23 protein-coding genes are annotated in these 26,445 nt (G+C 74.1%); 13 read left to right on the top strand and 10 right to left on the bottom strand.

Translation table 11 applies throughout. The features are described 5' to 3' along the window. Positions 1–526 (bottom strand): cation transporter (locus ABD345_RS36110; protein WP_344558552.1); only part of this gene is annotated, 526 nt, incomplete at its 3' end. 54 nt (positions 527–580) lie between these two features. Next, positions 581–853 (bottom strand): heavy-metal-associated domain-containing protein, encoded by a 273-nt coding sequence (locus ABD345_RS36105; RefSeq protein ID WP_344558550.1) that lies wholly within the window; start codon positions 851–853, stop codon positions 581–583. Between the two features lie 274 nt (positions 854–1,127). On the opposite strand from ABD345_RS36105, the gene ABD345_RS36100 reads away from it, so the two are divergent. The 5 genes from ABD345_RS36100 to ABD345_RS36080 all read left to right on the top strand — a co-directional run bounded on the left by ABD345_RS36100 (position 1,128) and on the right by ABD345_RS36080 (position 5,814). Then, positions 1,128–2,066: a hypothetical protein gene (locus tag ABD345_RS36100; protein ID WP_344558548.1), complete on the top strand. Its 939-nt coding sequence runs from the start codon at positions 1,128–1,130 to the stop codon at positions 2,064–2,066. A gap of 182 nt (positions 2,067–2,248) precedes the next feature. Beyond that, the gene (locus ABD345_RS36095) at positions 2,249–3,709 is read left to right on the top strand and encodes a hypothetical protein (protein ID WP_344558546.1); all 1,461 of its coding nucleotides are present in this window, start codon (positions 2,249–2,251) and stop codon (positions 3,707–3,709) included. 14 nt (positions 3,710–3,723) lie between these two features. Further along, positions 3,724–4,107 (top strand): hypothetical protein, encoded by a 384-nt coding sequence (locus tag ABD345_RS36090; RefSeq protein ID WP_344558544.1) that lies wholly within the window; start codon positions 3,724–3,726, stop codon positions 4,105–4,107. Positions 4,108–4,210: 103 nt separating this feature from the next. Next, complete coding sequence (nth, locus tag ABD345_RS36085) at positions 4,211–5,119, top strand: endonuclease III (protein WP_344558542.1); 909 nt, start codon at positions 4,211–4,213, stop codon at positions 5,117–5,119. Beyond that, the gene (locus tag ABD345_RS36080; protein WP_344558540.1) at positions 5,116–5,814 is read left to right on the top strand and encodes an NUDIX hydrolase; all 699 of its coding nucleotides are present in this window, start codon (positions 5,116–5,118) and stop codon (positions 5,812–5,814) included. The genes nth and ABD345_RS36080 overlap by 4 nt, the downstream gene beginning before the upstream one ends. A gap of 56 nt (positions 5,815–5,870) precedes the next feature. Here ABD345_RS36080 and ABD345_RS36075 read toward each other — a convergent pair whose 3' ends face one another. Next, positions 5,871–6,662, bottom strand: coding sequence for a DUF4389 domain-containing protein (locus ABD345_RS36075; protein WP_344558538.1), 792 nt, complete (start codon positions 6,660–6,662; stop codon positions 5,871–5,873). Positions 6,663–6,869: 207 nt separating this feature from the next. Between ABD345_RS36075 and ABD345_RS36070 the strand changes: the two genes are divergently transcribed. Both ABD345_RS36070 and ABD345_RS36065 read left to right on the top strand, forming a co-directional pair. Next, positions 6,870–8,054 carry a MarP family serine protease gene (locus ABD345_RS36070; RefSeq protein ID WP_344558536.1) on the top strand — a complete coding sequence of 395 codons (1,185 nt, stop codon included), beginning with the start codon at positions 6,870–6,872 and terminating at the stop codon, positions 8,052–8,054. A 128-nt stretch (positions 8,055–8,182) separates the two neighbouring features. Continuing rightward, positions 8,183–8,881 (top strand): metal-dependent hydrolase, encoded by a 699-nt coding sequence (locus ABD345_RS36065; RefSeq protein ID WP_344558534.1) that lies wholly within the window; start codon positions 8,183–8,185, stop codon positions 8,879–8,881. A gap of 473 nt (positions 8,882–9,354) precedes the next feature. Here the strand turns inward: ABD345_RS36065 and ABD345_RS36060 are convergent, their stop codons facing one another. The 3 genes from ABD345_RS36060 to nhaA form a co-directional block, all read right to left on the bottom strand. Next, positions 9,355–10,323 (bottom strand): alpha/beta fold hydrolase, encoded by a 969-nt coding sequence (locus tag ABD345_RS36060; RefSeq protein ID WP_425556938.1) that lies wholly within the window; start codon positions 10,321–10,323, stop codon positions 9,355–9,357. Between the two features lie 77 nt (positions 10,324–10,400). Beyond that, complete coding sequence (locus tag ABD345_RS36055) at positions 10,401–10,871, bottom strand: phage holin family protein (RefSeq protein ID WP_344558530.1); 471 nt, start codon at positions 10,869–10,871, stop codon at positions 10,401–10,403. Between the two features lie 125 nt (positions 10,872–10,996). Continuing rightward, complete coding sequence (gene nhaA, locus ABD345_RS36050) at positions 10,997–12,307, bottom strand: Na+/H+ antiporter NhaA (RefSeq protein WP_344558528.1); 1,311 nt, start codon at positions 12,305–12,307, stop codon at positions 10,997–10,999. A gap of 287 nt (positions 12,308–12,594) precedes the next feature. Between nhaA and ABD345_RS36045 the strand changes: the two genes are divergently transcribed. After that, complete coding sequence (locus ABD345_RS36045) at positions 12,595–13,740, top strand: serine hydrolase domain-containing protein (RefSeq protein WP_344558526.1); 1,146 nt, start codon at positions 12,595–12,597, stop codon at positions 13,738–13,740. Between the two features lie 168 nt (positions 13,741–13,908). On the opposite strand, the gene acs is transcribed toward ABD345_RS36045, so the two are convergent. Next, positions 13,909–15,864, bottom strand: coding sequence for an acetate--CoA ligase (gene acs / locus ABD345_RS36040; RefSeq protein WP_344558524.1), 1,956 nt, complete (start codon positions 15,862–15,864; stop codon positions 13,909–13,911). Positions 15,865–16,186: 322 nt separating this feature from the next. Between acs and ABD345_RS36035 the strand changes: the two genes are divergently transcribed. Beyond that, positions 16,187–16,693, top strand: a complete 507-nt coding sequence (locus ABD345_RS36035; protein WP_344558522.1) for a hypothetical protein — start codon at positions 16,187–16,189, stop codon at positions 16,691–16,693. A 33-nt stretch (positions 16,694–16,726) separates the two neighbouring features. Here ABD345_RS36035 and ABD345_RS36030 read toward each other — a convergent pair whose 3' ends face one another. Next, the gene (locus tag ABD345_RS36030; protein WP_344558520.1) at positions 16,727–19,063 is read right to left on the bottom strand and encodes a SulP family inorganic anion transporter; all 2,337 of its coding nucleotides are present in this window, start codon (positions 19,061–19,063) and stop codon (positions 16,727–16,729) included. A 338-nt stretch (positions 19,064–19,401) separates the two neighbouring features. After that, complete coding sequence (locus tag ABD345_RS36025) at positions 19,402–20,388, bottom strand: ATP-binding protein (protein WP_344558518.1); 987 nt, start codon at positions 20,386–20,388, stop codon at positions 19,402–19,404. Between the two features lie 204 nt (positions 20,389–20,592). Between ABD345_RS36025 and ABD345_RS36020 the strand changes: the two genes are divergently transcribed. Next, on the top strand, positions 20,593–21,474 hold the full coding sequence (locus tag ABD345_RS36020) for a Fic family protein (protein WP_344558516.1): 882 nt from the start codon (positions 20,593–20,595) through the stop codon (positions 21,472–21,474). 451 nt (positions 21,475–21,925) lie between these two features. Here ABD345_RS36020 and ABD345_RS36015 read toward each other — a convergent pair whose 3' ends face one another. Next, positions 21,926–22,729, bottom strand: coding sequence for an HAD family hydrolase (locus ABD345_RS36015; RefSeq protein ID WP_344558556.1), 804 nt, complete (start codon positions 22,727–22,729; stop codon positions 21,926–21,928). Positions 22,730–23,368: 639 nt separating this feature from the next. On the opposite strand from ABD345_RS36015, the gene ssd reads away from it, so the two are divergent. The 3 genes from ssd to ABD345_RS36000 all read left to right on the top strand — a co-directional run. Continuing rightward, on the top strand, positions 23,369–24,469 hold the full coding sequence (gene ssd, locus ABD345_RS36010) for a septum site-determining protein Ssd (RefSeq protein WP_344558514.1): 1,101 nt from the start codon (positions 23,369–23,371) through the stop codon (positions 24,467–24,469). 390 nt (positions 24,470–24,859) lie between these two features. Continuing rightward, positions 24,860–26,149, top strand: coding sequence for a TadA family conjugal transfer-associated ATPase (locus tag ABD345_RS36005; RefSeq protein WP_344558554.1), 1,290 nt, complete (start codon positions 24,860–24,862; stop codon positions 26,147–26,149). Between the two features lie 94 nt (positions 26,150–26,243). Then, positions 26,244–26,445: hypothetical protein (locus ABD345_RS36000; RefSeq protein ID WP_344558511.1), on the top strand; the 202-nt coding region annotated here is incomplete at its 3' end.

The raw sequence follows: 26,445 nt of genomic DNA, 5'->3' as shown, positions 1-26,445 counted from the left end.
ACACCGACCAGCCGAAGGCGGCCAGGGTGCCGAGCGAGACCAGGGTGTCCATGGTCGCGGCGCCGTGCCGGGCGTTGGTCCAGGCGGCCCGGTGGAACGGCCAGGCGGCGTAGGTCACCACCGGCGCGGCCAGGGTCAGCGAGAGCCACTGCCAGTTGTCGAACTGCAGGGCCGGGACCATCGCCATCGCGATCACCGGCACCGCCAGCGCGACGGCGGTGACCAGGCGCTGCCGCAGCGGCGTCAGTTCGTCGGCCGGTCCGGCGCCGCCCGCCTCCGGCGCCGCGGCCGGGGGTTCGGGGAGCGCGGCGGTGTAGCCGGTGGCCTCGACGGTGGCGATCAGGTCGGCGACGCCGGTGCCGGGGCCGAACTCCACCCGGGCCTTCTCGGTCGCGTAGTTGACGCTGGCCGTGACCCCGTCCATCCGGTTGAGCTTCTTCTCGATCCGGGCGGCGCAGGACGCACAGGTCATGCCGCCGATGCGGAGTTCCACCTCGGTGGAGGCGGGTGCTGCCTGGGTGGTCATCAGGGCTCCTCGTGGTCTCTCCCGGCCGCGGGCCGGACTCCTACGGGTGGGGGCTCAGGCCCGGCCGGTCAACTCGTAGCCGGCCTCGTCGACCGCGGCGCGCACCGCCGCGTCGTCCGGCTCGGCCGCCGAGTCGACGCTCACCAGGCCGCCGCGCACGTCGACCCGGACGGCCCGCACGCCCTCCAGCGCGCCGATCGCCTTGCCGACGGCCTGCTCGCAGTGGCCGCAGGTCATCCCGGCGACGGTGAACACGGTGGTGACGGCGGCCGGGGCGGCGGCGGTCGCGGTGGTCGAGCAGGTGCCGTCGGTGGAGCAGCAGGACATGGGAACCTCCGGTGCGATCCTGTGATACCCGGTGGGGGTATCGGCTTGACGTCTCCAGTTATACCCCTGGGGGGTATGTCGCGCAAGCACTGCGTCGGACCCCTTCCACCCCCGGGTGAATTTCCGGCCCCGCCGCACCCCCTCCGACCTGCGCCGATGCGGGCCCGTGGCAGCGCGGCCCCGCCTCCGCCCCGATTGACACATACCCCTAGGGGGTATCTACTCGCTGCGTCGGAACGCCCGGCTCTCCGCCCCCCACCCACAGGAGCGCGCCATGAACACCGCCCTCAAGGTCACCGCCTTCGCCACCGGCCTCGCCGCCGCCTTCACCGCCGCGTACGGCGTCGGCCGCGCGGTCGGCCCCGCCCCGGCCCCCGCCCGACCGCACGCCGCCCACGCCGACCACGCCGAGGAGCCCGCGGCCGCCCGCGGCGACGACCGAGTCGGCGGCCTGCAGGTCGCCGACCGCGGCTACGCCCTCCGCCTGGACCGCACCGTCGTCCCGGCCGACGGCCCCACCGAACTGGGCTTCCGCGTGCTGGCCCCGGACGGGAACCCGCTCACCGCCTACCGGCCCGTGCACGAGAAGGAGCTTCATTTGATCGTCGCCAACCGCGACCTGACGGACTTCCAGCACCTGCACCCCGTCCGCGCCGCCGACGGCACCTGGACCGCCCCGGCGACCATTGCGGCGGCCGGCGACTACCGGGTCTTCGCCGACTTCACCCCCGCCGCCGAGACCGAACCCCTCACCCTCGGCGCCGACCTGCACGCCGCCGGCGACTACCGCCCGGTCGCCCTCCCGCAGACCGGCCGCACCGTCACCGTCGACGGCTACACCCTCACCCTCACCGGCGACCTCACCCCCGGACGACCCACCCGCCTCGCCTTCACCGTCAGCAGGGACGGCCGCCCGGTCACCGACCTCGACCCCTACCTCGCCGCGTACGGCCACCTGGTGGTCCTCCGGGCCGGCGACCTCGGCTACCTGCACGTCCACCCGGACGGCGAACCCGGCGACGGCACCACCGCCCCCGGCCCGGAGGTCGACTTCACCACCACCGCCCCCAGCCCGGGCGACTACCGGCTCTTCCTCGACTTCCAGCACGGGGGCACCGTCCACACCGCCGCCTTCACCCTCACCACCGCCCAGCCCCCCACCCCTGCTCAGCCCTCCACCGCCACTCCCGCCGCCGAACCCCACGGGCACTGACCCCGCCGCCAGCGTTCGTTTTCGGTCAACCCCGTACCGCCGTGGTCCTCTTCGTCGGAGTGGGCAGCGGTCGGGCGGTCCGGTTGGTACGGTCGTCCGCCAGCGGGTCGGGAATTCCCGTAAAGGGTGGGGGAGAATTGTCGGAATGGAGCGATGGCTTCGAGGACGGTGAACCGTCCGAGGTGACGCGCAGGTTGGCGGTCAACGCCTATTCCAGGAAGAACGGCCTGCAGATCAGGATCGAGCGCTGGCTGAAGACCGGGAAGAAGCGCAAGGAGGAACCGGGAATCCTCCGGGGGGAGGCGTACGCGGACTGGGTGCTGCGCCGGGTGGCGGTCGAACGCCCGGTGCCGTCCTTCGGGTTCGACCAGCCGCTGGTGGTCGCGCACTGCCTCCGGGCGGTCCGGCTCAGGGTCTGGCGCAGGTCCTTCACCGCCTTGCTGGTCGCGCCGGGCGTGGTCTGCGGTGCGGAGCGGGCGGTGTCGTGGCCGGTGACGGGCGGCGTGGTGCTCGGCGGCGCCTGGTTGGCGTTCTGGATCGACCGGGTCCGCGCCCAGTACGCGACGTACGCCCTGCGGTCCGACGCGTTCAGTGCCGGCCGGAGCCGTGAGCCGGCCGTCGCCCGCCGGCTCCGGAAGGTGTGGCCGACCCCGTACGCGCTCCCGCACGAACGGCGGTTGCGCAGCACGGGCGCCCGGGACCACTTCATCGGCGCGGGTTGGACGGTCTGGCCGGAGAGTTCCATCGGCATCGACGTCGAGCCGGTGCCCCCGCGGCCGGATGGAAAGGCTGCGGAGCAGGAAATCGGACTGGAGGTCGGTTCCCGAATTCGGAAGAACCTTCCTTTTCCCGAGACGGCCGATCGGGCGGATTCGCCCTCCGGATTCCGCCAGTTCACCGTCCCCGAGTTGCACGACTACGTCGCGGACCGGTTGCTCGACCCGGCACCGATGCACGCGGCGGACCATCCGCTGGCCGACGTCGAAGTCCTCGGGATCGCCACCCTCTCGGCGAAGCGCTGGCAGGACCTGGACGATCGGGACTGGCTGGAATTGGAGGGTCTCGCGGTCGGGAAACCCGACGCGGGGCCGGGTGAGTTCGTCGCTCGCCGGTACCTGTGGGCCCGCATCCTGTCCTGGAACGGCGAACTGGCCGTATCGCTGATCGTCAACTTCGCCTACGAGAGCGGGTTCCTGCGGGTGACCGCCCGGCCGCACATCACGGGGCCGCTCAACCAGGACCTCGACCCCGCCACCGATCCGCCGCCGCCGTGGTCCTGGAGGTGGCTGCGGACCTCCTGGCTGAACGCCCTGTTCGACCTGGTCGACGCTGTCGCCCGCCCGCTGGCTTCGAACGCGGCGGCCCGCGAGCCCGAACGCGACGGCGGCGGTCCGGTCAGCCTGCGTGAGGCGTACTCCACCAGCTACATCGACGACATGGAGATGTACGAGGACGCCCGCCGCTACGTCCAGATGATGCAGCGCCGGGTGTTCGAGACGGTCGAGGTCTTCCTCGGCCACCGCCACATCGACCTCACCGCCTACCGGGCGCAGGCCACGCAGATCTACAACTTCGGGGTGATCGCCGGCGGCGACATCTCGGGCAACGTCACCAACCAGCCCGGAGCCGGGGGCTCCGAGTGACCGGAGGAGCATCCGTGAACCCTGACCAGCGTCCGTCCGCTTCCGTCAACTACGGCGTGATCGTCGGAGGGGACCTCACCGGCAGCGTCCAGAACGCCCCGGCGGCCCGGGACAGCACGCTGCACCAGACCGCCGGCTCGGCGGCGGCCGATCTCGCCGAGGCCCGCCGGTGCCTGGGGGATCTCCGGGAGGCTCTGCTGCAGCACCGGCACGAGCTGTCCGACCCGCAGGCGTGCCTGGACGAGTTGGCCGTGGTCGAGCAGCACCTGCCCCGGGCGGCCGAGGCCCGGACCACGCTGCGGGCGGTCATGCGCTCGCTCTACGGGCGCTGCGGCGGCGTTCCGGGCCTGTTCACCATCGCGGGCGTCGCTCAGCAGGCGGTTGCCGCACTGCTCTGAACCGGCGGGCCGACCCGGCGGGGCAGACACCGGGCCGGGGGCGACGGGTTCGGTGCGGCCGAATCCCGGCCGCGCCCCGGTCGCTTCGGCGTAGCCTTCGTGCATGGCAGAGAGCAAGGTCGCGAAGGCCGGGCGGAAGAAGCCCGAGACGCACCTGGGGATGGTGCGGCGGGCCCGGAAGATCAACCGTGAGCTGGCGGAGCTTTACCCGTACGCGCACCCGGAGCTGGACTTCGACGGGCCGTTCCAACTGCTGGTGGCCACCGTGCTGTCGGCGCAGACCACCGACCTGCGGGTGAACCAGACGACGCCCGCGCTGTTCGCGAAGTACCCGACGCCGGAGGACCTCGCGGCGGCCGTCCCCGAGGAGCTGGAGGAGGTCATCCGGCCCACCGGCTTCTTCCGGGCGAAGGCGAAGTCGCTGATCGGCCTGTCGATCGCACTGCGCGACCGCTACGACGGCGAGGTGCCGCGCGGGCTGGAGGACCTGGTCACGCTGCCGGGCGTGGGCCGCAAGACCGCCAACGTGGTGATCGGGAACGCCTTCGGGGGCGCCGGGATCACGGTCGACACCCATTTCGGACGCCTCGCCCGCCGCTTCGGCTGGACGGTCGAGGAGGACCCGGAGAAGGTCGAGGCCGACGTGATGGCGATCTTCCCGAAGTCGGAGTGGACGATGCTCTCGCACCGGGTGGTCTTCCACGGCCGCCGGGTCTGCCACGCCCGCAAGCCCGCCTGCGGGGCGTGCCCGATCGCGCCGCTCTGCCCCTCGTACGGGACCGGGGAGACCGACCCCGAGCAGGCCCGCAAGCTGCTCAAGTACGAGCTGGCCGGACAGCCCGGCCAACGCCTGCGCCCACCGGCCGACTTCCCGGGGGAGGCCGCGGCCCGCGCCGAACTGGCCGCCGGCCACCCGCTGCCGGACACCGACCCGGAGGCCCTGCCGACCGCGAAGGCCGCGAAGGCCGCGAAGCCCGCGAAGGCCGCCAGGAGCACGGGGGCGGCCTCATGACGCCGACGCCGCCGGTGCTGGTGCGGGACGGTCTGCCGCCGTGGCTGCTGCCGGTGCGGGAGGCCGCCGAGCGGGCGGTGCCCGAGCAGCTGAGCCGGTTCCTGCCGCCCGCCGAGGGCGGCCGCCCGTCGGCGGTGCTGATGCTGTTCGGCGAGGGTCCGGCGGGGCCGGACCTGCTGCTGATCGAGCGGGCCCGCAGCCTGCGTTCGCACGCGGGCCAGCCGTCCTTCCCGGGCGGTGCGCTGGACCCGGAGGACGGCGACCCGGCGGGCAGCGGTCCGCTGGCGGCGGCGCTGCGCGAGGCCGTCGAGGAGACCGGCCTGGACGCGTCCGGGGTGCAGCTGTTCGCCCGGCTCCCGGCCCTGTACATCCCGGTCAGCGGGTTCGTGGTGACGCCGGTGCTGGGCTGGTGGCGCCGGGAGTCGCCGGTCGCGGTGGTCGACCCGGCGGAGACCGGCGCGGTGTTCCGGGTGCCGCTGGCCGAGCTGACCGATCCGGCGAACCGGGCGAAGCTGCGCCACCCGTCGGGGTTCACCGGGCCCGCGTTCGAGGTGGCGGGCCGCCTGGTGTGGGGCTTCACCGCCGGGGTGATCGACCGGGTGCTGCACTTCAGCGGCCTGGAGCGCCCCTGGGACACCCGGCGCACCCTGGAGCTCTCCGAGGAGGCCGTCGAACTCTCGCAGCGCAGCGGCTGACCGGCCGAGTGGCCGACCGGCCGGGCGGCAACAGCAGCGGCCCGGCCGGGCGGTCCTCAGCGGGGCAGCGGCGCCATGGTCGACACGGTGTCCCCGCCGTCCTCGTACGAGTCCCAGTCGGTGGTCACCGAGCCCGCCGTCGACCCGATCACCCCGAGCACCAGGTAGACCACCAGCAGCGCCTTCGCGCCCCCGGTCAGCACCAGCGGCCGGGTCGCGGAGCGGGGCGGCTCGGAGTCGGCCGGGTCCCCGAACACGGCCTTGGGGTAGGCGGCGGTCAGCATCATCAGGTACGCCTGGAAGCGCATCCGGTAGCGCAGCACCGCCGTGGTGGCCCCGAACAGCGCCTCCGGCATCCGGCCGAGCACCAGCACCACCAGCCAGCTGACGAACGACAGCATCCACCAGCCGGTCTGCAGCAGGCCCTGGACGATCGCGGCGGGGATCGCCAGCAGCAGCCGGAAGAACACCGCGAGCCGGTTCAGCGGCCCGCCGGGCCGCAGCTCGATCCGGACGGGGTGGTCGAGGGCGGCGAACCGGAACGGCGGGTAGCGGTCGGTGACCAGCAGCGACGAGGCGTAGACCCGGGTGTCGTAGGCCAGGTAGCCGCTCAGCCAGTCGGCGGCGAAGCGCGGCAGCCGGCCGCCGAACAGCGCGCCGAACCAGCCGATCACCACCACCACGAACGCGACGACCGACAGCAGCCACAGCACCACGTACTGCGGGACCAGCAGCAGCAGGCGCAGCAGCACGGTGAGCCGGTTCTGCGGGCCGGGCGGCGGGACGTCCAGGGCGGGCTGGAACTCGGTGCGGTCCACCACCGGCACGTCCCACCTGGGCTGTTCCATGGTTCGGCTCCCTGTTCCCTGGTCGTTGCGGGGTCCCGCCCGGCGGTCGCCCGGCGGTCGCCCGACCGTCGCGCGGTCGGCCGGCCGGAAGGTCGGATGATCCGACGGTCCCAACCGACCCGCACTCGCTGCCCGCCGGATTGACCCGATCGGGCGACGGCGGGGGACCGGTGTCCCCCGCCCGGCGGGACGTGGGAGGGTGTTCGGGTGAATGTCCTGGATCTGCTGCTGATCGCCGCCGCGCTCGGCTTCGCCGTGTCCGGCTATCGGCAGGGGTTCGTGGTCGGCGTGCTCTCGGTGCTGGGCTTCCTCGGCGGTGGTCTGGTCGCGGTCCAGCTGCTGCCGCTGCTGCTGCACCACCTCTCGCCCGGCACCACCGCCTCGGTGGTGGCCGTGGTGGTGGTGATCGTGCTGGCCGCGGTCGGGCAGGCGGTCACCACGCACTTCGGGTGGAAGCTGCGCGGCCGGATCGGCCGGAACAAGGTGAAGACCCTGGACGCGGTCGGCGGCTCGCTGGTCAACGTGCTGTCGATGCTGCTGGTGGCCTGGCTGATCGGTTCGGCGCTGGCGGGCACCTCGCTGCCGACCGTCTCCAAGCAGGTGCGCAGCTCGAAGGTCCTGGGCACGGTGCAGGGGGCGCTGCCCGACGACGCCCCGAACTGGTTCTCCGACCTCAGCCAGGACCTGGCCCGAAACGGCTTCCCGCAGGTGTTCAACCCGTTCGAGCAGGAGCCGATCACCGAGGTGGAGCCGCCCGACCCGGCGCTGGCCAACAGCCCGGGCGTGCTGCGGGCGAAGGGCTCGCTGGTGAAGGTGCTGGGCACCGCGACCTCCTGCGGCAAGACCCTGGAGGGCTCCGGCTTCGTGTTCGCCCCGCACCGGGTGATGACCAACGCCCACGTGGTCGGCGGCGTCGACGAGCCGACCGTGCAGATCGGCGGCGCGGGCCAGCTGTACGACGCGACGGTGGTCCGCTACGACTGGCAGCGCGACATCGCGGTGCTGGACGTCCCGAAGCTGAACGCCCCGCCGCTGGCCTTCGCGGGCGAGGCCCGCTCCAACGACTCGGCGATCGTCGCGGGCTTCCCCGAGAACGGCGCGTTCAACGTCCAGCCCGCCCGCATCCGCGGCCGGATCCAGGCCAACGGCCCGGACATCTACCACCGCGGCCAGGTCGTCCGGGACGTCTACTCGGTGCGCTCGCTGGTCCGCCAGGGCAACAGCGGCGGTCCGCTGCTCACTCCGGACGGCCAGGTGTACGGGGTGGTGTTCGCCAAGTCGCTGGACAGCTCCGACACCGGCTACGTGCTGACCGCCGCCGAGGTGAAGGAGGACGTCGTGCAGGGTGCCGCCGCCACCGGGAAGGTCAGCACCGAGGGTTGCGCGCTGTGACCGTCCGGGGGCCGAAACCACTCTGACGGACCGTCCGCCGGTGCTGGTAGCGTCGGCCGAGCTCACCCGAACGGCCCAGCCGGGCCGCCATGGACGGGAGCCCCACGGGAGGTCGGACACACGTCATGATGGGTCACTCGCACGCGGTCAGCGGCGCTCTGCTGTTCGCGGCCACCGCGCCGTTCGTACCGCCGCTGATGGGCATGCACCTGCAGCCGGCCGACGTGCTGATGGGCACCGTGCTGTGCGCGGGCGCGGCCCTGCTGCCGGACCTGGACCACCACGACGGGACCATCGCCAACTTCCTCGGCCCGATCTCCAAGGTGCTGTGCCAGTTCGTGGCCTGGATCTCCGGCGGTCACCGGCACGCCACCCACTCGCTGCTGTTCGTGGCGCTGACGGGCGGCGGCAGCTGGGCCGGGATCACCTACCTGGGGCGCAACTTCACCATCGGCCTGACGTTCTTCCTGCTCGCCATGGCGATCAAGTCGCTGCACCTGCACCCGCCGGGGGACGGCCCGCAGGGCTGGATCACCGTGATGGGCCTGGCCGCGCTCGGCACCTTCGGCATGCTCAACTGGCTGCCGAGCGCCCCGGGCTGGCTGCCCTACGCGGTGGCCCTGGGCACGCTGGCGCACCTGCTGGGCGACTGCCTGACCAAGCAGGGCTCGCCGCTGCTGTGGCCGCACAAGGAGCGCTACGAGATCGTGCTGATCAAGCGCACCGGCAACAAGGTGGAGACCAAGATCCTGGTGCCGGTGATGACGCTGGCGACGTTCGCGCTGCTGCTGTGGTCCACCGCGATCTCGCCGTCCGTGCTGAGCTGAGCCCGCCGGACGGACGGCCGGGGCCGGTGAGGAGCCTCCTCACCGGCCCCGGCCGTTTCCGTGCGGTCCGTTCCCGTGCGGTCCGTTCCCGTGCGGTCCGTCCCCGCGCGGTCCGTTCCCGTGCGGGGGAGCGGGGTTCACCCCTCCCGGCGGAGCCGGGCGCCGACCCAGCGGGCGCGCCGACCGATGATCTTCGGAATGCCGAGCCGGTACCCCGCGCCGCGTGGTGTCCGCCCGGTCGGCTCGTAGGGCCACTCCGGCTGCGGGACGTGCGGCTGCGAGCTGCTGCTACCACGGCGGCGTCGGCGCGGCTGGGCTTCTCGTTCGGGCATCCAGGTCATACCGGAGGGATTCCCCCGGGCCGCCCGGAGTAACCGCCTCCGGGCCCGCCGACTGGCCTATGCACTTGTCATATGAACGCCGCCAACTCGGCCGGAGCAGCGGCCGGTTGGACCGCCGTCGGCCCGCCCCGCTCAGTCCTCGCCGTGCTGCCGGACCCACTCGATCAGCTCCGCGGTGAACTCCGCCGGGACCTCCTCGTGCGGGAAGTGCCCGACCCCCGGCAGCAGCCGCCACCGGTACGGCGCCGACACGAACTCGCCCGCCCCCAGCGCCGTCCGCGGCAGCAGCACCGGGTCCGAGGCGCCCTGGACGTGCAGCACCGGCGCGGTGATCTGCTTCTTCATCCGGCGGGCGAACTGGATGCCGTCCGGCCGCGCCATCGAGCGCATCAGCCAGCGGTACGGCTCGATCGAGCAGTGCGCGGTGCTCGGCACCTGGATCGCCTGCCGGTACGCCGCCACCGCCTCGGCGGGCAGCATGTTCGGCCCGGTCCAGGCCCGCAGGTACTCGCCCACCAGCGCCCCGTCGTCCGCGACCAGCCGGCGCTCCGGGATCCACGGCCGCTGGAAGCCCAGCACGTGCTCGAACGCGGCGATCTGCTTGCGGTCGGTCAGCAGCGCCCGGCGCAGGTGCCGCGGGTGCGCCGCCGACACCACCGTCAGGCTGCGGATCACCGAGGGGCGCATCACCGCCGCCACCCAGGCCAGCGTGCCGCCGGTGGCGTGCCCGACCAGGTGCGCCCGCCGCTCGCCGAGCGAACGGATCACGCCGGTGACGTCCAGCGCCAGGTTGCTCGGGTCGTAGCCGCGCGGGGTGCGATCCGAACCGCCGGTGCCGCGCAGGTCCAGCGCCACCGCCCGGAAGCCCGCCTCGGCCAGCGCCGTCAGCTGGTGCCGCCACGCCCACCAGTACTCCGGCCAGCCGTGCACCAGCAGCACCAGCGGACCCTCGCCGAGCTCGGCGATGTGGAAGCGCGCCCCGTTCGCGGCCAGGTCCCGGTGCGTCCACGGCCCGGCCGAGCGGACGCTCCACGGCTGCGCGGGTACGGGCGGGACGGGAGCGGGAGCGGTCTCATCCACGGGCTTCTGGTCCAACGACATACCCGCAGCCTGTCACATCCGCACTCCCCGCACCCGCCCGGCACTCACGCACGCGCGCAACCGTTACCGGCCGGTGTTCACCGGATCCGGCCGAGCGCCCGGTCGATCTCCTCCTTGGTGGCCGGCCGCGGCTTGGCGTTCTTCAGCACCTCGGCGGTGGCCTGCGCACCGGCGATGGTCCGCTCCGGCTTCCGGATCTTCTTGAAGTACCGGACCATCAGGAACGCCAGCAGCGCGGCGATCAGCACGTACGCCCCGCCGACGATGGCGAACGACCAGCCGGTGGTGATGCCGAGCGCCTGCAGGCCCCAGGCGAAGGCGAAGGAGAACATCGGGATCGAGGCCAGCGCCACCACGCCCGCCACCGCACCGGCCGCGGTCCCGATGCCGCCGCGCACCACGTCCGCCTTGATCTCGGCCTTGGCCAGCGCGATCTCGTCGTGCACCAGGCTGGACAGCTCGGCGGTGGCGTCGGCGAACAGTTCGCCGACGGTCCGCTCGCCCTCGTGCGGGGTGCGGCCGTTCGAGGGTGCGGCTCCTGCGGCCATCGGAGGTCTCCGTTCGACGGGCTGGTGAAGCGCCCTGAGAGTGCGTCACGCGAGTGGGTGTCAGCTCAGCATCATGCCCCTACCGGCGAGTCGGGCACCACTCCGGGTACCCGCCCGAGGGCGTGTCACCCCTGCCGTTGGTACACATCGGGGATGCCGTCGCCGTCCTCGTCCCGGTCCTCCTCCTCGCACAGCTCCCGGTAGTGCCGGTTGCGCCGCTTCAGCAGCAGCGAGCCGACCACCGCGCAGGTCAGCGAGCCGACCAGGACCGCCTCCTTGCACAGTTGGGCCAGGTGGTGGTCGTCCGGGAACGCCAGGTCGCTGATCAGCAGCGACACCGTGAAGCCGATGCCCGCGACGGTGGCCAGCGCCACCAGGTCGGACCAGGTCAGCTGCGGGTTCAAGGTGGCCCGGGTGTAGCGGGCGGCCAGCCAGGTGCCGCCGAAGATGCCCACCGACTTGCCGACCAGCAGGCCGATCACGATGCCCAGCGGCGCGGGCTGGGTGAACACCTCGCCCAGGATCTCCGCCGAGACCGGCACCCCCGCCGCGAACAGCGCGAACACCGGCACCGCCAGGCCCGCCGACAGCGGCCGCACCAGGTGCTCGATCCGCTCGCCGGGGGACTCCTCCTCGCCCTCCTCGCGGTGGCAGCGCAGCAGCAGGCCCATCGCCACGCCCGCCACCGTCGCGTGCACCCCGCTCTCGTGCATCAGCGCCCAGATCACCAGCGCCAGCGGCACGTACAGCCACCAGCCGCGCACCCCGCGCCGGTGCAGGAACCAGAACAGCACCAGCCCCGCCAGCGCCGCCCCCAGCGCCCAGAACCGGATCCCGGACGAGTAGAAGACCGCGATGATCAGGATCGCGATCAGGTCGTCCACCACCGCCAGGGTCAGCAGGAACGCTCGCAGCGCGGACGGCAGGTGACTGCCCACCACCGCCAGCACCCCCAGCGCGAAGGCGATGTCGGTCGCGGTCGGGATCGCCCAGCCCGCCGGGTGCCCGCTCGGCGCGGCCACGTTGATCACCGTGAACAGCACCGCGGGCAGCAGCACCCCGCACACCGCCGCCACCACCGGCAGCGCCGCCGCGCTCGGCGTGCGCAGCTCCCCGGCGACGAACTCGCGCTTCAGCTCGATGCCCGCCACGAAGAAGAAGACCGTCAGCAGCCCGTCCTGCGCCCACGCCTCCAGCGGCAGGTCCAGGTGCAGCGGCCCGCTCGGCCCCACGGTGTACTCCAGCACCGCCTCGTAGGCGTGCGGCCACAGGTTCGCCCACAGCAGCGCCAGCGCCGCGGCCACCAGCAGCAGCACGCCGCCGACCGTCTCGGTGCGCAGCGCGTCGGTCAGGTAGCGGCGCTCGGGCAGCGACAGCAGACCGAGGAACTGCCGGCGGTCACCGGGCTTGCTGCGGTCGTCGGACGGGCTGGCCACGGCGGGGACCTCCTGGGGCGGCGGTGTGCGGACACACGGGTGGTGCGGTGCCGACCAGACTTCCCGGCGCGCCTCAAGTGCTCGATGGTTCCCCGACATCCTACGGCGCGTGACAAGCGGTCAATCGGTTCGTCCCACTTTATGGGGGTTGCCGGGGGTGCGGCGGGCGGGCTCCGACGCGCTGACCCGGATGGGTTCGGCCGGATGCGGACGACCCGCCGCGTTCCTAGGGTCGGCCGCAGAAGCGGGCCGCCGCCCCGGCCGCCCGCCCCGTCATGGAGGAAACGATGCCCAGTCAGGAAACCGAACCCATACCGGTCCAGGCCGTGGGTCCGCAGGGGAGGGGGGCCGAGGGCGCCGACACCGCCCCGCTCCCGTTAGCCGACCCGGACCTCGAACAGCTGCTGCGCCCGCTGTTCGCCGCCGCCGCGCCCGAGGGCGGCCTGGCCGTCGCGGTGATCCGCGGCACCGAACGCACCGTCGCCTGCCGCGGCTACGCGGACCGGGCCGGGGAGCGCCCGGTCCGGGCCGACACCCGGTTCGAACTCGGCTCGGTCACCAAGACCTTCACCGCGCTGCTGCTCGCCGACATGGTCGCCCGCGGCGAGGTCGGCTACGACGACCCGATCGACCGCTACCTGCCCGCCGAGGTGCTGCCCGGCTACCCGCACGAGCGCCCGATCACCCTGCTGCACCTGGCCACCCACACCTCCGGACTGCCCCGGCTGCCGGTCGGCCTGGCCCCCGCCGCGGTGCCCCGCTGGTTCACCAGCCCGTACGCCACGTTCAGCGCCGCGCACCTGCTGCGCGCGCTGCCCCGCACCCCCGTGCGCGGCACCCCCGGCACCCGGGTGCGGTACTCCAGCCTCGGCGCCGGACTGCTCGGCCTGGTGCTGGAGCGCGCCGCCGGGCAGCGCTACCAGGAACTGCTCACCGGGCGGGTCTGCGAGCCGCTCGGCCTGATCGACACCTCCTGCGGCACCGGGCGGGACGAGACCACCGGGTACCGGCGCGGCCGCTGGATCCCCTCGTTCAAGGTCCCGGCGCTGCCCGGCGCGGCGGCGCTGCGCTCCACCGCCGACGACATGCTGCGCTACCTCCAGGCCCACCTGTCGGTGGACGCGGTACCGATCCCGGAACGCACCGGGGCGGCGGCCAGCCTGCGCACCGCGCTGCGCGAGGTGTCGCTGCCCCGGGTCGCCCGGCGCGGCTTCGGGCAGCGGATCGGCCTGAGCTGGCACCACCGCCCGGCCGAGGAGGCCGCGGACCGCGAGGTGGTCTTCCACAGCGGCTCCACCGGCCGCTGCACCGCCTTCGTGGGCTTCGACCGGGCCGCGCAGACCGGCCTGGTCGCGCTGGCCGGGCCGCTGGCCACCGGGCGGCGCAGGTTCGCCCAGAGCGCGTACGAGGTGCTGCGGGCGCTGGCGGCCTGACCCCGGGCCGCGCCCGGGTGCCGGGCCGGTGGGGCACCCGGGCGTTCGGTCGCCCGGCTGACAGGCCGCCTGGCTCCGGGTCGGTGGGTCGGCCGGTGCGCCGGTGAACGGGCCGGGCCCCGTTCCGCTGCGTGCGGAACGGGGCCCGGCCCGGTGGCCTGCGGTGGGTCAGCCCTCGGAGCCGGCGGCCGGCAGCTGGGACTGGATCAGGTTCATCACCGAGGAGTCGGCCAGCGTGGTGGTGTCGCCCACCTCGCGGCCCTCGGCGATGTCGCGCAGCAGGCGGCGCATGATCTTGCCGGAGCGGGTCTTCGGCAGTTCCGAGACCACCTTGATCTGCTTCGGCTTGGCGATCGGGCCGAGCGTCCTGCCGACGTGGTTGCGCAGCTCCGCGATCAGCTCCTCGCTGTCGGTGGCGGTGCCGCGCAGGATCACGAAGGCCACGATCGCCTGGCCGGTGGTGGCGTCGGTGGCGCCGACCACCGCGGACTCGGCGACCGCCGGGTGGCCGACCAGCGCCGACTCGACCTCGGTGGTGGAGATGTTGTGGCCGGAGACCAGCATCACGTCGTCCACCCGGCCGAGCAGCCAGATGTCGCCGTCCTCGTCCTTCTTGGCGCCGTCGCCGGCGAAGTAGCGGCCCTCGAAGCGCGACCAGTAGGTGTCGACGTAGCGCTGGTCGTCGCCCCAGATGGTGCGCAGCATGGACGGCCACGGCTCGGTCAGCACCAGGTAGCCGCCGGAGCCGTCGGGCACCTCGCGGGCCTCGTCGTCCACGACGGTGGCGCCGATGCCGGGCAGGGCGCGCTGGGCGGAGCCGGGCTTGGTCTCGGTGACGCCGGGCAGCGGGCTGATCATGATCGCGCCGGTCTCGGTCTGCCACCAGGTGTCGACGATCGGGGTCTTGCCGGCGCCGATGTGCTCGCGGTACCAGACCCACGCCTCGGGGTTGATCGGCTCGCCGACCGAGCCCAGCACCCGCAGGCTGGAGAGGTCGAACTGGGCGGGGATGCTGTCGCCCCACTTCATCCAGGTGCGGATCAGGGTGGGCGCGGTGTAGAGGATGGTCACGCCGTACTTCTGCACGATCTCGAACATCCGGCCCTGGTGCGGGGTGTCCGGGGTGCCTTCGTAGATCACCTGGGTGGCGCCGTTGGAGAGCGGGCCGTAGACGATGTACGAGTGGCCGGTGACCCAGCCGATGTCGGCGGTGCACCAGTAGACGTCGGTCTCCGGCTTGAGGTCGAAGACCGCGTTGTGGGTGAAGCTGGCCTGGGTGAGGTAGCCGCCCGAGGTGTGCAGGATGCCCTTGGGCTTCCCGGTGGTGCCCGAGGTGTACAGGATGAACAGCGGCTGCTCGGCGTCGTGCGCCTCGGGGGTGTGCTCGGCGGACTGGCCGTCGACCAGCTCGTGCCACCAGACGTCGCGGCCCTCGGTCCAGGCCACCTCCTCGCCGGTGCGGCGCACGACCAGGACGCTCTGCACGCCGTCGACCTTGGTCAGTGCCTCGTCGATGGCGGGCTTGAGCGCGGAGGGCTTGCCGCGGCGGTAGCCGCCGTCGGCGGTGATGACGACCTTGGCGTCGGCGTCCTTGATCCGGGAGGCCACCGCGTCGGCGGAGAAGCCGCCGAAGACCACCGAGTGGGCCGCGCCGATCCGGGCGCAGGCGAGCATCGCGACGACCGCTTCGGGGATCATCGGCAGGTAGACGGCGACCCGGTCGCCCTTGGCCACGCCGAGCTCCTGCAGGGCGTTGGCGGCCTTGGAGACCTCGTCCTTGAGCTGGGCGTAGGTGATGGCGCGGCTGTCGCCGGGCTCGCCCTCGAAGTGGATGGCGACCCGGTCGCCGTTGCCGGCCTCGACGTGGCGGTCCACGCAGTTGTACGCCACGTTCAGCTTGCCGTCGGCGAACCACTTGGCGAACGGGGGGTTCGACCAGTCCAGGGTCTCGGTGGGCTCGACCGCCCAGCTCAGTCGGCGGGCCTGCTCGGCCCAGAAGGCCAGCCGGTCCTCGGAGGCCCGCGCGTAGGCGTCGGCGGTGACGTTGGCGGAGGCGGCGAGCTCCGCGGGCGGGGCGAAACGCCGCTCCTCCTTGAGCAGATTGGCCAGGCTCTCGTTGCTCAACGCGCACTCCTCATCGAGTCTCAAATACCGGGGAACCCCGTGCGTGAGGGATTGTCCCGTGTGTCCCAGCGCACAGCTCACCAGGCCAACGGCTCCGTTGACAAGAGCTGCCGGGAAATTGGTGTAGACCTTTGATCGATCGAGGGCTCCCGCCCAGGTGGGCGCGGCCCCGGACCTCCCGCAGGCCCCACCGACGTTTTCCCGTCCTCCGCGCCGGTCAATCCCGCGCGACGCCTTGACGTCCCCACCGGCCGGTACTCCACTGAGGGTGAGTGCGCCATCACCGTACGCAATCGTACGCATCCGTGACGGGGGTACCGCCATGAACCCCACCCCTCCCCTCCCCGGTGACTTCGCGGTCGTCCGGATGGACGGCCGCACCGGCCGCCTGATCCGGATCGGCCAGTTCCTCAACGGCGACGGTTTCGCCGACTACGAACACGCCTTCGTCCACGTCGGCGACGGCCTGCTGGTCGAGGCCCAGCCCGGTGGGGCGCGGCTCGGCCCGCTCTCCGCGTACGAGGGCGTCCCGGCCCGCTGGTCCACCGGCCGGATCCCGCTCACCGACGAGCAGCGCGCCGCAATCACCGCGGCCGCCCGCTCCTACGTCGGCACCCCCTACAGCTTCGCCGACTACCTCGCCCTCGCCGCCGCCCGCCTGCACCTCCCGGCCGGCCCCCCGCTGCGACGCTTCGTCGCCAGCACCCGGCACATGATCTGCTCCCAACTCGTCGACCAGTGCTACCAGGACGCCGGGGTCCACCTCTTCACCGACCACCGCTGGCCCGGCTACGTGACCCCGGCCGACCTGGCCCGGCTCCTGGAGTGACGACGGCCCCGCGCTAGGCGGGACGGCCCCGCGCTAGGCGGCGAGGTCCTGTTCCGGCTCGACCCGCGCGTGCACCGGTGCGAAACGCCCGGTCTCCGCGTCCAGCACGTACGCCTGCGCGGTGGCGAAGTCGAAGTACATCCCGACCAGCCGGAGCGAGCCGTCCGCGACCCGGCGCCCCACCGCCGGGTTGGCCATCAGCTGGTCGAGCTGCTGCACCACGTTGGTGACGCACAACTGCTCCACCACGTCCGCCGCGGGCCGGCCCTCGAACCCGGCGGGGGCGCGCCGCAGCCGGTCGAGCGAACTGCGCCCGTTGCGCAGCCAGCGGGCCAGCGGGGTGGGCGGCCCGGCCGCCTCGGTGACGCCGTCCAGCAGGGCCTTCATCGCGCCGCAGCCGGAGTGCCCGCAGACCGTGATCGAGGCGACCTCCAGCACCTCCACCGCGTACTGGACGGCGGCGGCCACCGAGTCGTCCGCGGCGCCCGGCTCGTGCGGGGCGGGGGCCAGGTTGCCGACGTTGCGGACGGTGAACAGGTCTCCCGGACCGGAGCTGGTGATCATGCTGGTGACCATCCGGGAGTCCGCGCAGGTCAGGAAGAGCTGCGAGGGCGTCTGGCCGTCCCGGGCGAGGCGGGCGAGCTCCTGCCGGACCAGCGGGGCGGTGTGCTGCTGGAAGCCGCGGACGCCGTCGAGCAGCCGCACGTGCGGGTCGTCCTCGTTCTGCTCGATGCAGTGGTGGCCGACCCAGGGCGTCCAGGCGCGGCAGCGGTGCGGGCCGGGGGAGCTGCCCGCCCGGACGGTGCCGTCCGGATCCAGCACGTCCTTCGGCTGGCGCTCGGTCACCATCGTGACCTGCGCGCCGGTGGCCTGGTGGCCGGTGCGCCAAGCGTGCAGCGCCTCGTAGGCGGCGTGGTCCAGGAAGGAGCCGTCGTGGTGGACCGTCACCCGCGCCCCGGCCGGGATCCGGCCCAGCGCCCGGCTCAGCTTGGGCACGGCGGCGAACGTCAGCGGGCCGTGGGTGCGGACGGTGCACGAGCCGTCGGCATCGGCGAGCACATCGACGTGGGCGCGGGTCAGCCGGTAGAGGGCGAGCAGCACGGCGACCGAGCCGCCGAGCACCACCCCGAGCGGCACCCCCAGCAGCACCACCCCGAGTACGGTGGCCAGGTACACCGGGAACTCGCGGTGCCGGTGCACCCGGCGGATGTGCGCGAAGCTCACCATCTGCACGCCGACCACCAGCACCAGCGCGGCCAGCGCGGCCAGCGGGATCCGCCGCAGCCCGGCGGTCAGCACCAGCGCCGCGACCAGCACCCAGCAGCCGTGCAGCACCGCGGAGGCCCGACTGGCCGCGCCGGCCTGCACGTTGGCGGTGGAACGGACGGCGCCGCCCGCCACCGGGAGGCCGCCGAGCAGCCCCGAGACCAGGTTGGACGCGCCCTGGGCGCGCAGCTCGCGGTCCAGGTCGCCGCTGCGGCGGGTCATCCGGTCGACCGCGACGGAGGACAGCAGCGACTCCACGCCGGCCACCGCGGTGACGGTCAGCACCAGGCCGAGCAGCGCCGCCCAGTGGCCGGCCAGCACGCCGAGCGGGGGCGCCGAGAAGAACTGGTGGTGCTCCCAGAGCGGGAGCTCGACCCGGGCCAGCCGCAGTCCGGCGATCAGCGACAGCGCGGTGGCGGCGGCCACCGCGACCAGTGCGGCGGGCAGCCGGGCCAGCCGGGCGCCGATCCGGCCGGCCGCGCCGGGCAGCCGCCCCAGCCGGGGCCAGCCGTACAGGACCGCCAGGGCCAGCAGGCCGACCACCAGCGCGGGCAGGTGCGGACCGGCCAGCTCGCCGGGCAGCGAGAGCAGGTCGGCCAGCGCCGAACTGTGCGGCGTGCCACCGAGGATGACGTGCAGTTGGGCGATCGCGATGGTCACGCCGACGCCGGCCAGCATGCCGTGCACCACGGCGGGCGAGACGGCGAGCGCGGCGCGGGCCACCCGCAGCGAGCCGAGCAGCAGTTGCAGCAGGCCGGCGGCGACGGTGATCAGGCAGGCGGTCTGCCAGCCGTACTGGGCGATCACCCCGGCGGTGACCACGGTCAGCGCCGCGGAGGGGCCGCTGACCTGGAGGTGGGTGCCGCCGAGCAGCCCGGCCACCAGTCCGCCGACGGCGGCGGCGACCAGACCGGCCGTCAGCGGGGCGCCGGTGGCGAGGGCGATGCCGAGCGAGAACGGCACCGCGATGAGGAACACCGCGAGGGAGGCGGGCAGGTCGTGCGCCAGCAGGGCGCGGACCCGGCCCGGGGCCGGGCCGCTCCCCGGCGGAGCGTGGTCGGTGGTGTCGGAGGCGATGGGGGCGCTGGAGATGTCGAGGGTCATGGGGTCTTCCCGTCTTCTTCCGGGGGAACGAACGCAGTCAGGTCCGGCGGGTGCGCCTGGTCGGATCGGCTGTCGTGGTCACAGCGGGTGTGGCGGGGTGGCGCGCGGCGACGACGGCCTGCGGCGACCTGTGCTTCACGTACTTCAAGAGTTGGTAAACCGAGAGTAATGGAACCTTTGCACAGCGTGCGCTTCGAGTGCCAGTACAAATAGGGGCGTTCACCACATCGTGTGGCACCCCGGCCGGGCGGGAATTTCCTGGTGGGAACGCCCGAGGGGCCGGTCCGGCCGTGGTGGTCGGACCGGCCCCTCGGGGGGTCGGCGGGGCGGGCGGGGGATCAGACCCCGGCGGTCCGGGGCTGCCCGACGCCCAGCACGTAGTCCGGGTCGACCTGGCCGGCCAGGTCGGCGCCGACCTTGGCGTTGCCCCAGCTCTCCGCGTTGCGCAGGTGGAAGCGGACCGCCTGGGCGCTGTACCGGTGCGGATCGCGCAGCCCGTGGGCGGTGTCGGCGGCGGTCTGCAGCCGGGCCAGCACCTCCCGGTTCGGGGGTTCCAGCTCGCGCAGCGGCGGCTCGTCCCCGCGCTCCAGCCGACGCACCCAGCCGGACTGCCCGAAGCAGGCGTACAGGTCCTCGCCGACCTCGCGGCACAGGAAGTCCAGGTCGTCCGGGCCCTGCACCTTGTTGCCGACCACCCGCAGGTGGACGTCGAAGTCCTGGGCGTACTCCTTGTACTGGCGGTACACCGAGACGCCCTTGCGGGTGGGTTCGGCGACCAGGAAGGTCAGGTCGAAGCGGGTGAACAGGCCGGAGGCGAAGGAGTCGGAGCCGGCCGTCATGTCGGTCACCAGGTACTCGTCCGGGCCGTCCAGCAGGTGGTTGAGCAGCAGTTCCACCGCGCCGACCTTGGAGTGGTAGCAGGCCACTCCGAGGTCCTCCTCGGTGAAGGCGCCGGTCGCCATCAGCCGGACCGAGCCCTCGTCCAGGGCGACCGGGCGGGCGCAGGCCGCGTACACCGGGTTCTCCTCGACGATCCGCAGCAGCCGGGAGCCGGGGCCGGGCGGGGTGGTCTTGATCATCTCCTCGGCGGAGCGGATCAGCGGGTTGTCGCCGCGCAGGTACTCCTTGATCTCCGGCAGGTGCGCGCCGAGCGAGGGGAGCGCGGCGGCCCGGTCGTCCGTCAGGCCGAGGGCCGGGCCGAGGTGTTGGTTGATGTCGGCGTCGACGGCGAGCACCGGCAGGCCGGCCGCGGCCAGGTGGCGGATGAACAGTGCGGACAGGGTGGTCTTGCCGCTGCCGCCCTTGCCGACGAAGGCGATCTTCATCTCTGAGTCTCCGGCTCTCTGGCTCTGGCGCGCCCGCCGGTCCTCGCCGGGCCGGGCGCTTGTTGGAAACCGTTATCGTCACCGATTAGTGGTCATGCTAGCGGTGGTTTGGGGTGCCGCACATGAGGGAAAGGCGGATTGCCACGAAAGGGTGACCCGGGGGTTGCCTCCCGGCCGCCCCGCGGAGTCATTACTCTCGGGTAGGTGACCACAGGAACTGACCCGCTCGCCCCGCTGGCCCGGCTCGCCGGGGTCCCCGAGGCCGTCGCCGAGGTGCGCAAGAACGTCGACCGCCTCTACGGGCACCGCGTGATGCGGCGCCGGGCGGCCGAGGTGACCTCCGAGTCCGCCCTGCGCGGCGCCCGTGCCTCGGCCGCCCTGGACGGTGCCGACTGGCCGCTGGAGGAGGTCCGCCGCCGCACCGACTTCGGCGCCGACCCCGGGGCCCGCACGGTCGGCGCCGCCCTGCGGCTGTCCGCCGAGGCCGGCCAACTGCTCAGCGTCTGGCGCACCTCCCCGCTCCAGGTGCTGGCCCGGCTGCACCTGCTCGCGGCCGGCGACGGCGACCCCGCGGCCGGCCGGCCGCGCCGGGACGGGGAGAGTGCCGCGCCGCTGTTCCCGCTGGAGATCGAGGCCACCGAGGGCGAGGCGCCGGACGGCCCGGTCGGCGAACTCCCGCCGCCGCCCCCGCCCGCCGAGGCCGCCGCCCGCCTCGACCAGCTCGCCGGGCTGCTGGCCGCCCGCGCCGAACGCCCCACCGGCGGCGCGCCCGCCCTGGTGACCGCCGCCGTGGTGCACGGCGAACTGCTCGCGCTGCGCCCGTTCGGCACCCACAACGGCCTGGTCGCCCGGGCCGCCCAGCGGATCGTGCTGACCGCGGAGGGCCTCGACCCGAAGGCGATCTGCCCCGCCGAGGTCGGCCTCGCCGAACTCGGCACCGCCGCCTACCGGCACGCCCTGCTCGGCTACCTGGAGGGCACCCCCGAGGGCGTCGCCCGCTGGCTGGTGCACTGCGCCGCCGCGCTCGGCCTGGGCGTGCGCGAGAGCACCGCGGTGTGCGAGGCGATGCAGCGCGGCATGGTCTGAGGCCGGGCCCCGGACGACCGCGTCCGGAACGCGGTTGCGGCGGCGCCCGAGACTTCCGGGCGTCGCCGCTGGCACGGAGACCGGGTTACCAGTGCATGCACCGTTTCAATGCCCATCAGGCGGGGTCCTGTGCCCGTTCACCTGGTGCGGCGGCCCGACAGCGGGTCGGCTGCATGTGGGTGCCCGATTGTCCGTGCGTCGGTCCGTGGGGCCTTAACTGCGTTGTCGGTTCGACCTCTTGGGGTCCTGACCGGGTCTCGCGGGCCGTAACCCATTTCTACCCCAGATCGCCCGAAAGAGGAACCCGAAAACGGAGCTTTTGACGGCTTGCGTCGAGTTTTGTCCGATTTGGCGAACCCGCCGGGCGCCGGGCGGTGTCCGGCCGACGTCGTGCGGATGTCCGCCGCGGCCCGTCCGGTCCGTTCCGACCGCGCCGGTCCGGGCGGCCCGCTCAGGCCGCCGCCGGGCGCCGCCGCCGCGCGCCGTACCAGAGCACCCCGGCCGTCAGCACCGCCGCGCCGACCGCCACCGCGGCCACCACCGAGCGGCTCGGTGCGTGGAACTCCGGCAGCCTGCGGGTCAGTTCGACCGGGCGGCTGAACACCAGCACCGGCCACTCGCGGGCCGCCGCCTCCTTGCGCAGCGCCCGGTCCGGGTTCACCGCGGCCGGGTGGCCGACCGCCTCCAGCATCGGCAGGTCGGTCGACGAGTCGCTGTACGCGTAGCAGTTGGCGAGGTCGTAGCCCTCCCGCTCGGCGAGTTCGCGGATCGCCGCGGCCTTGTTCTCGGCGTACGCGTAGTACTCGATCTCGCCGGTGTAGCGGCCCTCCTCGACGTGCAGCCGGGTGGCGATCACGTGGTCCGCGCCCAGCAGTTGGCCGATCGGCTCGACCACCTCGGAGCCCGAGCTGCTGACGATCACCACGTCGCGTCCGGCCGCGTGGTGCTGCTCGATCAGCGAGGCGGCCTCGTCGTAGATGATCGGGTCGATCATGCCGTGCAGGGTCTCCGCGACGATCTCCCGGACCTGCTGCACGTTCCAGCCGCGGGTCAGTGCGGACAGGTAGGCCCGCATCTTCTCCATCTGGTCGTGGTCCGCGCCGCCGACCAGGAAGACGAACTGGGCGTACGCGCTCTTCACCACCGAGCGGCGGTTGATCAGGCCGCCCTGGTAGAACGGCCGGCTGAACGCGAGCGCGCTGGACTTGGCGATGATCGTCTTGTCGAGGTCGAAGAAGGCGGCGGTGCGGGGCACGCCGTAGCCGGTCCGGTCCGGGCGGTGGTCGGTGAAGTCGGCGTTCTCGTCGGCGTTCTCGGTGGTGTCCACGGGAACCGAGGATAGAGGGGCGACCAAAAGGGAGGGCCATTCGGTGGACTCGTGGGCGTGCGGGTTTGTGTTTCTGGCCGGTCGGGTACACCATGGAAGTCACGGATCGTTCGCGCGACCGTGCTAACCCGGTCCGGCTCCTCCCCCCCGAGCCGGGCCGTGGATAGACGACCCCCGCTCTCCCCCCCGGCGGGGGTCGTCGCATGTCCGGGCCCATTTCCCTTGGTAGTTGAGCTTCCAGGGAGTGGTGGTGCCAGTGGTTGCGGGGGGTGCTCCAGCGGTTCGCGGACCGTTGTCGAGGTTCCTTCGCACCTCAAGTTTTTGTCACTCTGCGTAGTTGTGCGAGTGTCATATCGGTATACCCGATGCGTCAATTCCGAGCCCCTTTAGCCCCCGTCCGAGTGACCCCGGTTATCCACAGGGGCGAGTTATCCACAGGCAATCGGAAGTCGGCTGACGCATTCCGCGCCTTCCTTCACCGTGGTGTTCGCGCCGCCCCGCGGAGCCCCGTCCGGGTTCCGCGTCCGACGCGCCGTCAGACCGTCCCCGCACCACGGGAGGACCGCCTTGTCCGCCTACGTCACCGACCCGCGCGCCGGCGCCCCCGAGCCCCCGCCCGGGCCGCTGGTCCTCACCGCCGACGAAGCGCTCGCCGAGCAGCTCACCCGCCTGTGCGCCGCCGCCGGGGCCGAACCACGACTGCTCGGCGGGGCCCCGCCGCCCGCCCGGCTGTGGGAGGCCGCCCCGCTGGTGCTGGTCGGCGACGACCTCGCCGAGCAGTGCGCCGGCCTGCCCCGCCGCCCCGGCGTGCTGCTGCTCGGCCTCGACCTCGACGACGGCGAGATCTGGGTCCGCGCCGTCCGGCTCGGCGCCGAGCACGTGCTCTTCCTGCCGGACGCGCAGTCCTGGCTGCTCGACCGGATCGCGGACGCCACCGAGGGCGTCGGCCCACCCGCGCTCACCGTCGCCGTGCTCGGCGGGCGCGGCGGCGCCGGCGCCTCCACGCTGGCCTGCGCTCTGGCGGTCCGCGCCGCCCGGGCCGGGCACCGCACCATGCTGATCGACGGCGACCCGCTCGGCGGCGGACTCGACGTCCTGCTCGGCGCCGAACAGGACGGCGGGTTGCGCTGGCCGGACCTCGCGGCCTCCCGGGGCCGGATCAGCGGCGCCGAGCTGGCCCGGGCCCTGCCCGAACCGCACCGGCTCAGCGCCCTGTCCTGGGACAGGTCCGACACCCTGGCCATCCCCGCCGAGGCGATGCGCAGCGTCCTGGCGGCCGCCCGCAGACGCGGCGGGCTGGTCGTGCTCGACCTGCCCAGACAGCTCGACGCGGCCGCCGCCCAGGCCCTCGAACAGACCGACACCGGGCTGCTCGTGGTGCCCGCCGAACTGCGCGCCCTGGCGGCCGCCGACCGGGTCGCCGCGGCCGTCCGGATGCGGCTCACCGACCTGCGGGCCGTCGTCCGCACCCCCGGCCCGTCCGGGCTCACCGCCGCCGACGCGGCCCGCGGGCTGCGGCTGCGGCTCGCCGGGGAGCTGGCCCCCGAGCCCGGCCTCGCCCTGGACGCCGAACGCGGCGTCCCGCCCGGCCTGCGGGAGCACGGGCCGCTCGCCCGGTTCTGCGGGCGGTTCCTGACCGAAGCGATGCCGCCCGTCGTGGCGGCCTGAGGAGAGACCGTGACCAACCACCTGCACACCGCCGCCGCCCGCCCCGCCGACGTCGTGGACGTCGCGGACCTCGCGGACCTCCACGACGGGGAGGGCCGGGCCGGGGACGACCGGGCCGAGGAGGGCCACCAGGACGGTCGGCGGGCCGTCCGGCGGCCGATCACCCGCACCCACCGCCGGATCGCCGTACCGCGCCCCCGCAGCCTCTCCAGCGCCCCCTCGGGGCCCGCGGAGGCCGCCCTCCCGGTCGGGGACGGCCCGCCCGCCCCCGACCGCCGACAGGCCCCTCCGGTGCGCTACCTGGTGCACCGGAGGCCGCCCGCCGCCCCGGCGGGCGACGGGACGACGACCGGTCGCGCCGCCGGGGCGCTCCCGGACGGGGCCGCCGAACTGGTGGACGCCGTCCGGATCCGGCTCGCCGAGGCGGGTGCGCCGCCCACCGCCGGGCCGGTCGCCGCCGCCCTGCGCGCCTCCGGTCCACCGCTCGGCGGGGCCGACGTGCTGACCGCCGTGCGCAGCCTGCGCGCCGAGATCGTCGGCGCGGGCCCGCTCGACCCCCTGCTGGCCGAGAGCGGGGTCACCGACGTCCTGGTCAACGGCCCCGACCGGATCTGGGTCGACCGCGGCCGCGGCCTGGAGCGCGCCACCCAGGTGCGCTTCCCGAACGCCGACGCCGTCCGACGGCTCGCCCACCGGTTGGCCACCGCCGCCGGTCGCCGCCTGGACGACGCCCGCCCCTGGGTGGACGCCCGGCTGCCCGACGGCACCCGGCTGCACGCCGTCCTCCCGCCGATCGCCGCCGACTGCACCCACATCTCGCTGCGGACCAGCCGCAGCGATCCCTTCACCCTCCCCGAACTGGTCGCCGCCGGGGCCCTGCCCCCGTCCGGGGCCGACCTGCTGGCCGCCGTCCTGCGGTCCCGGCTCTCCCTGCTGATCTCCGGCGGCACCGGCACCGGCAAGACCACCCTGCTCGCCGCCCTGCTCGGCCTCGTCCCCGGCAACGAACGCATCGTCCTCGCCGAGGACTCCGCCGAACTGCGCCCCGACCACCCGCACGTGGTCCGGCTGCAGTCCCGCCCGCCCAACCAGGAGTCGCTGGGCGAGCTGACCCTGCGCGACCTGGTCCGGCAGGCGCTGCGGATGCGGCCCGACCGGCTGGTGGTCGGTGAGGTCCGCGGCGCCGAGGTGGTCGACCTGCTGGCGGCCCTGAACACCGGCCACGAGGGCGGCTGCGGCACCGTGCACGCCAACACCGCGGCCGACGTGCCCGCCCGGCTGGAGGCCCTCGGCTCGCTCGCCGGGCTCGACCGGCAGTCCCTGCACAGCCAGCTGCGGGCCGGCCTGGACGCGGTCGTCCACCTCGGCCGGGACCGCACCGACGGCCGCCGCCGGGTCACCGGGCTCCACCTGCTGACCTGCGGGCCCGACGGCCTGACCGCCACCGCCGCCGCCGTCCACTTCGAGCGCGACGGCCGGGCCCGCCCCGGCCCCGGCTGGGCCCGGCTGCGGGAGCTGTGCGCCGAACGCGGCGTCGACCTGCCACCGCACCCGGATGTCACGGGACCGGACCGGGCGGCTGCCGGGTGCGGCGGGCCGGTGGCGGAGCCGGCGCCGGCGCCGGCGGCGGGAACGGGCGGGGGAGCGGCCGCCGTGCGGACCGCGGGGGAGGCGACGTGACGGTGGGGCAACTGGAGTTCGCCTGGGTGCTCGGGCTGTGCGTGATCGGGGCGGTGGCGTGGCACCTGCTGCGCTCCGCGGTCAGGAGGCCGTGATGGCGGGGGCGCACGGGACGCCCGGGGCGTACGGCGCGGCCTGCGCGGCGACCTCGCTCGGGGTGCTCGCCGGGCTGGCCGGCGGACTGCTCGGTGCGGCCTGGTTGCTCGCGGCGCGCCGCCGGGCACGCGGCGGCGGCCGGGTGCGGCGGGTGCTGGGCGGGCGGCTGGGCGACGGCGGGCCGGGCAGCCGGCTCGGCC

This window comes from Kitasatospora saccharophila (assembly GCF_039529925.1).
In the GTDB taxonomy this organism is placed as follows: Bacteria; Actinomycetota; Actinomycetes; order Streptomycetales; family Streptomycetaceae; genus Kitasatospora; species Kitasatospora saccharophila.
Note: the sequence above shows the minus strand (reverse complement) of the source record. Positions and strands in the feature narration are given on the sequence as shown.

Excerpts from the sequence above, each read along its gene's own strand:
- ABD345_RS36080 (WP_344558540.1), top strand. The coding sequence starts at position 5,116 with ATGACGCCGACGCCGCCGGTGCTGGTGCGGGACGGTCTGCCGCCGTGG.
- ABD345_RS36025 (WP_344558518.1), bottom strand. The coding sequence starts at position 20,388 with ATGAAGATCGCCTTCGTCGGCAAGGGCGGCAGCGGCAAGACCACCCTG.
- ABD345_RS36075 (WP_344558538.1), bottom strand. The coding sequence starts at position 6,662 with ATGGAACAGCCCAGGTGGGACGTGCCGGTGGTGGACCGCACCGAGTTC.
- ABD345_RS36105 (WP_344558550.1), bottom strand. The coding sequence starts at position 853 with ATGTCCTGCTGCTCCACCGACGGCACCTGCTCGACCACCGCGACCGCC.
- nth (WP_344558542.1), top strand. The coding sequence starts at position 4,211 with ATGGCAGAGAGCAAGGTCGCGAAGGCCGGGCGGAAGAAGCCCGAGACG.
- ABD345_RS36100 (WP_344558548.1), top strand. The coding sequence starts at position 1,128 with ATGAACACCGCCCTCAAGGTCACCGCCTTCGCCACCGGCCTCGCCGCC.
- ABD345_RS36030 (WP_344558520.1), bottom strand. The coding sequence starts at position 19,063 with ATGACCCTCGACATCTCCAGCGCCCCCATCGCCTCCGACACCACCGAC.
- ABD345_RS36035 (WP_344558522.1), top strand. The coding sequence starts at position 16,187 with ATGAACCCCACCCCTCCCCTCCCCGGTGACTTCGCGGTCGTCCGGATG.
- ABD345_RS36065 (WP_344558534.1), top strand. The coding sequence starts at position 8,183 with ATGGGTCACTCGCACGCGGTCAGCGGCGCTCTGCTGTTCGCGGCCACC.
- ABD345_RS36060 (WP_425556938.1), bottom strand. The coding sequence starts at position 10,323 with ATGTCGTTGGACCAGAAGCCCGTGGATGAGACCGCTCCCGCTCCCGTC.
- ABD345_RS36045 (WP_344558526.1), top strand. The coding sequence starts at position 12,595 with ATGCCCAGTCAGGAAACCGAACCCATACCGGTCCAGGCCGTGGGTCCG.
- ABD345_RS36055 (WP_344558530.1), bottom strand. The coding sequence starts at position 10,871 with ATGGCCGCAGGAGCCGCACCCTCGAACGGCCGCACCCCGCACGAGGGC.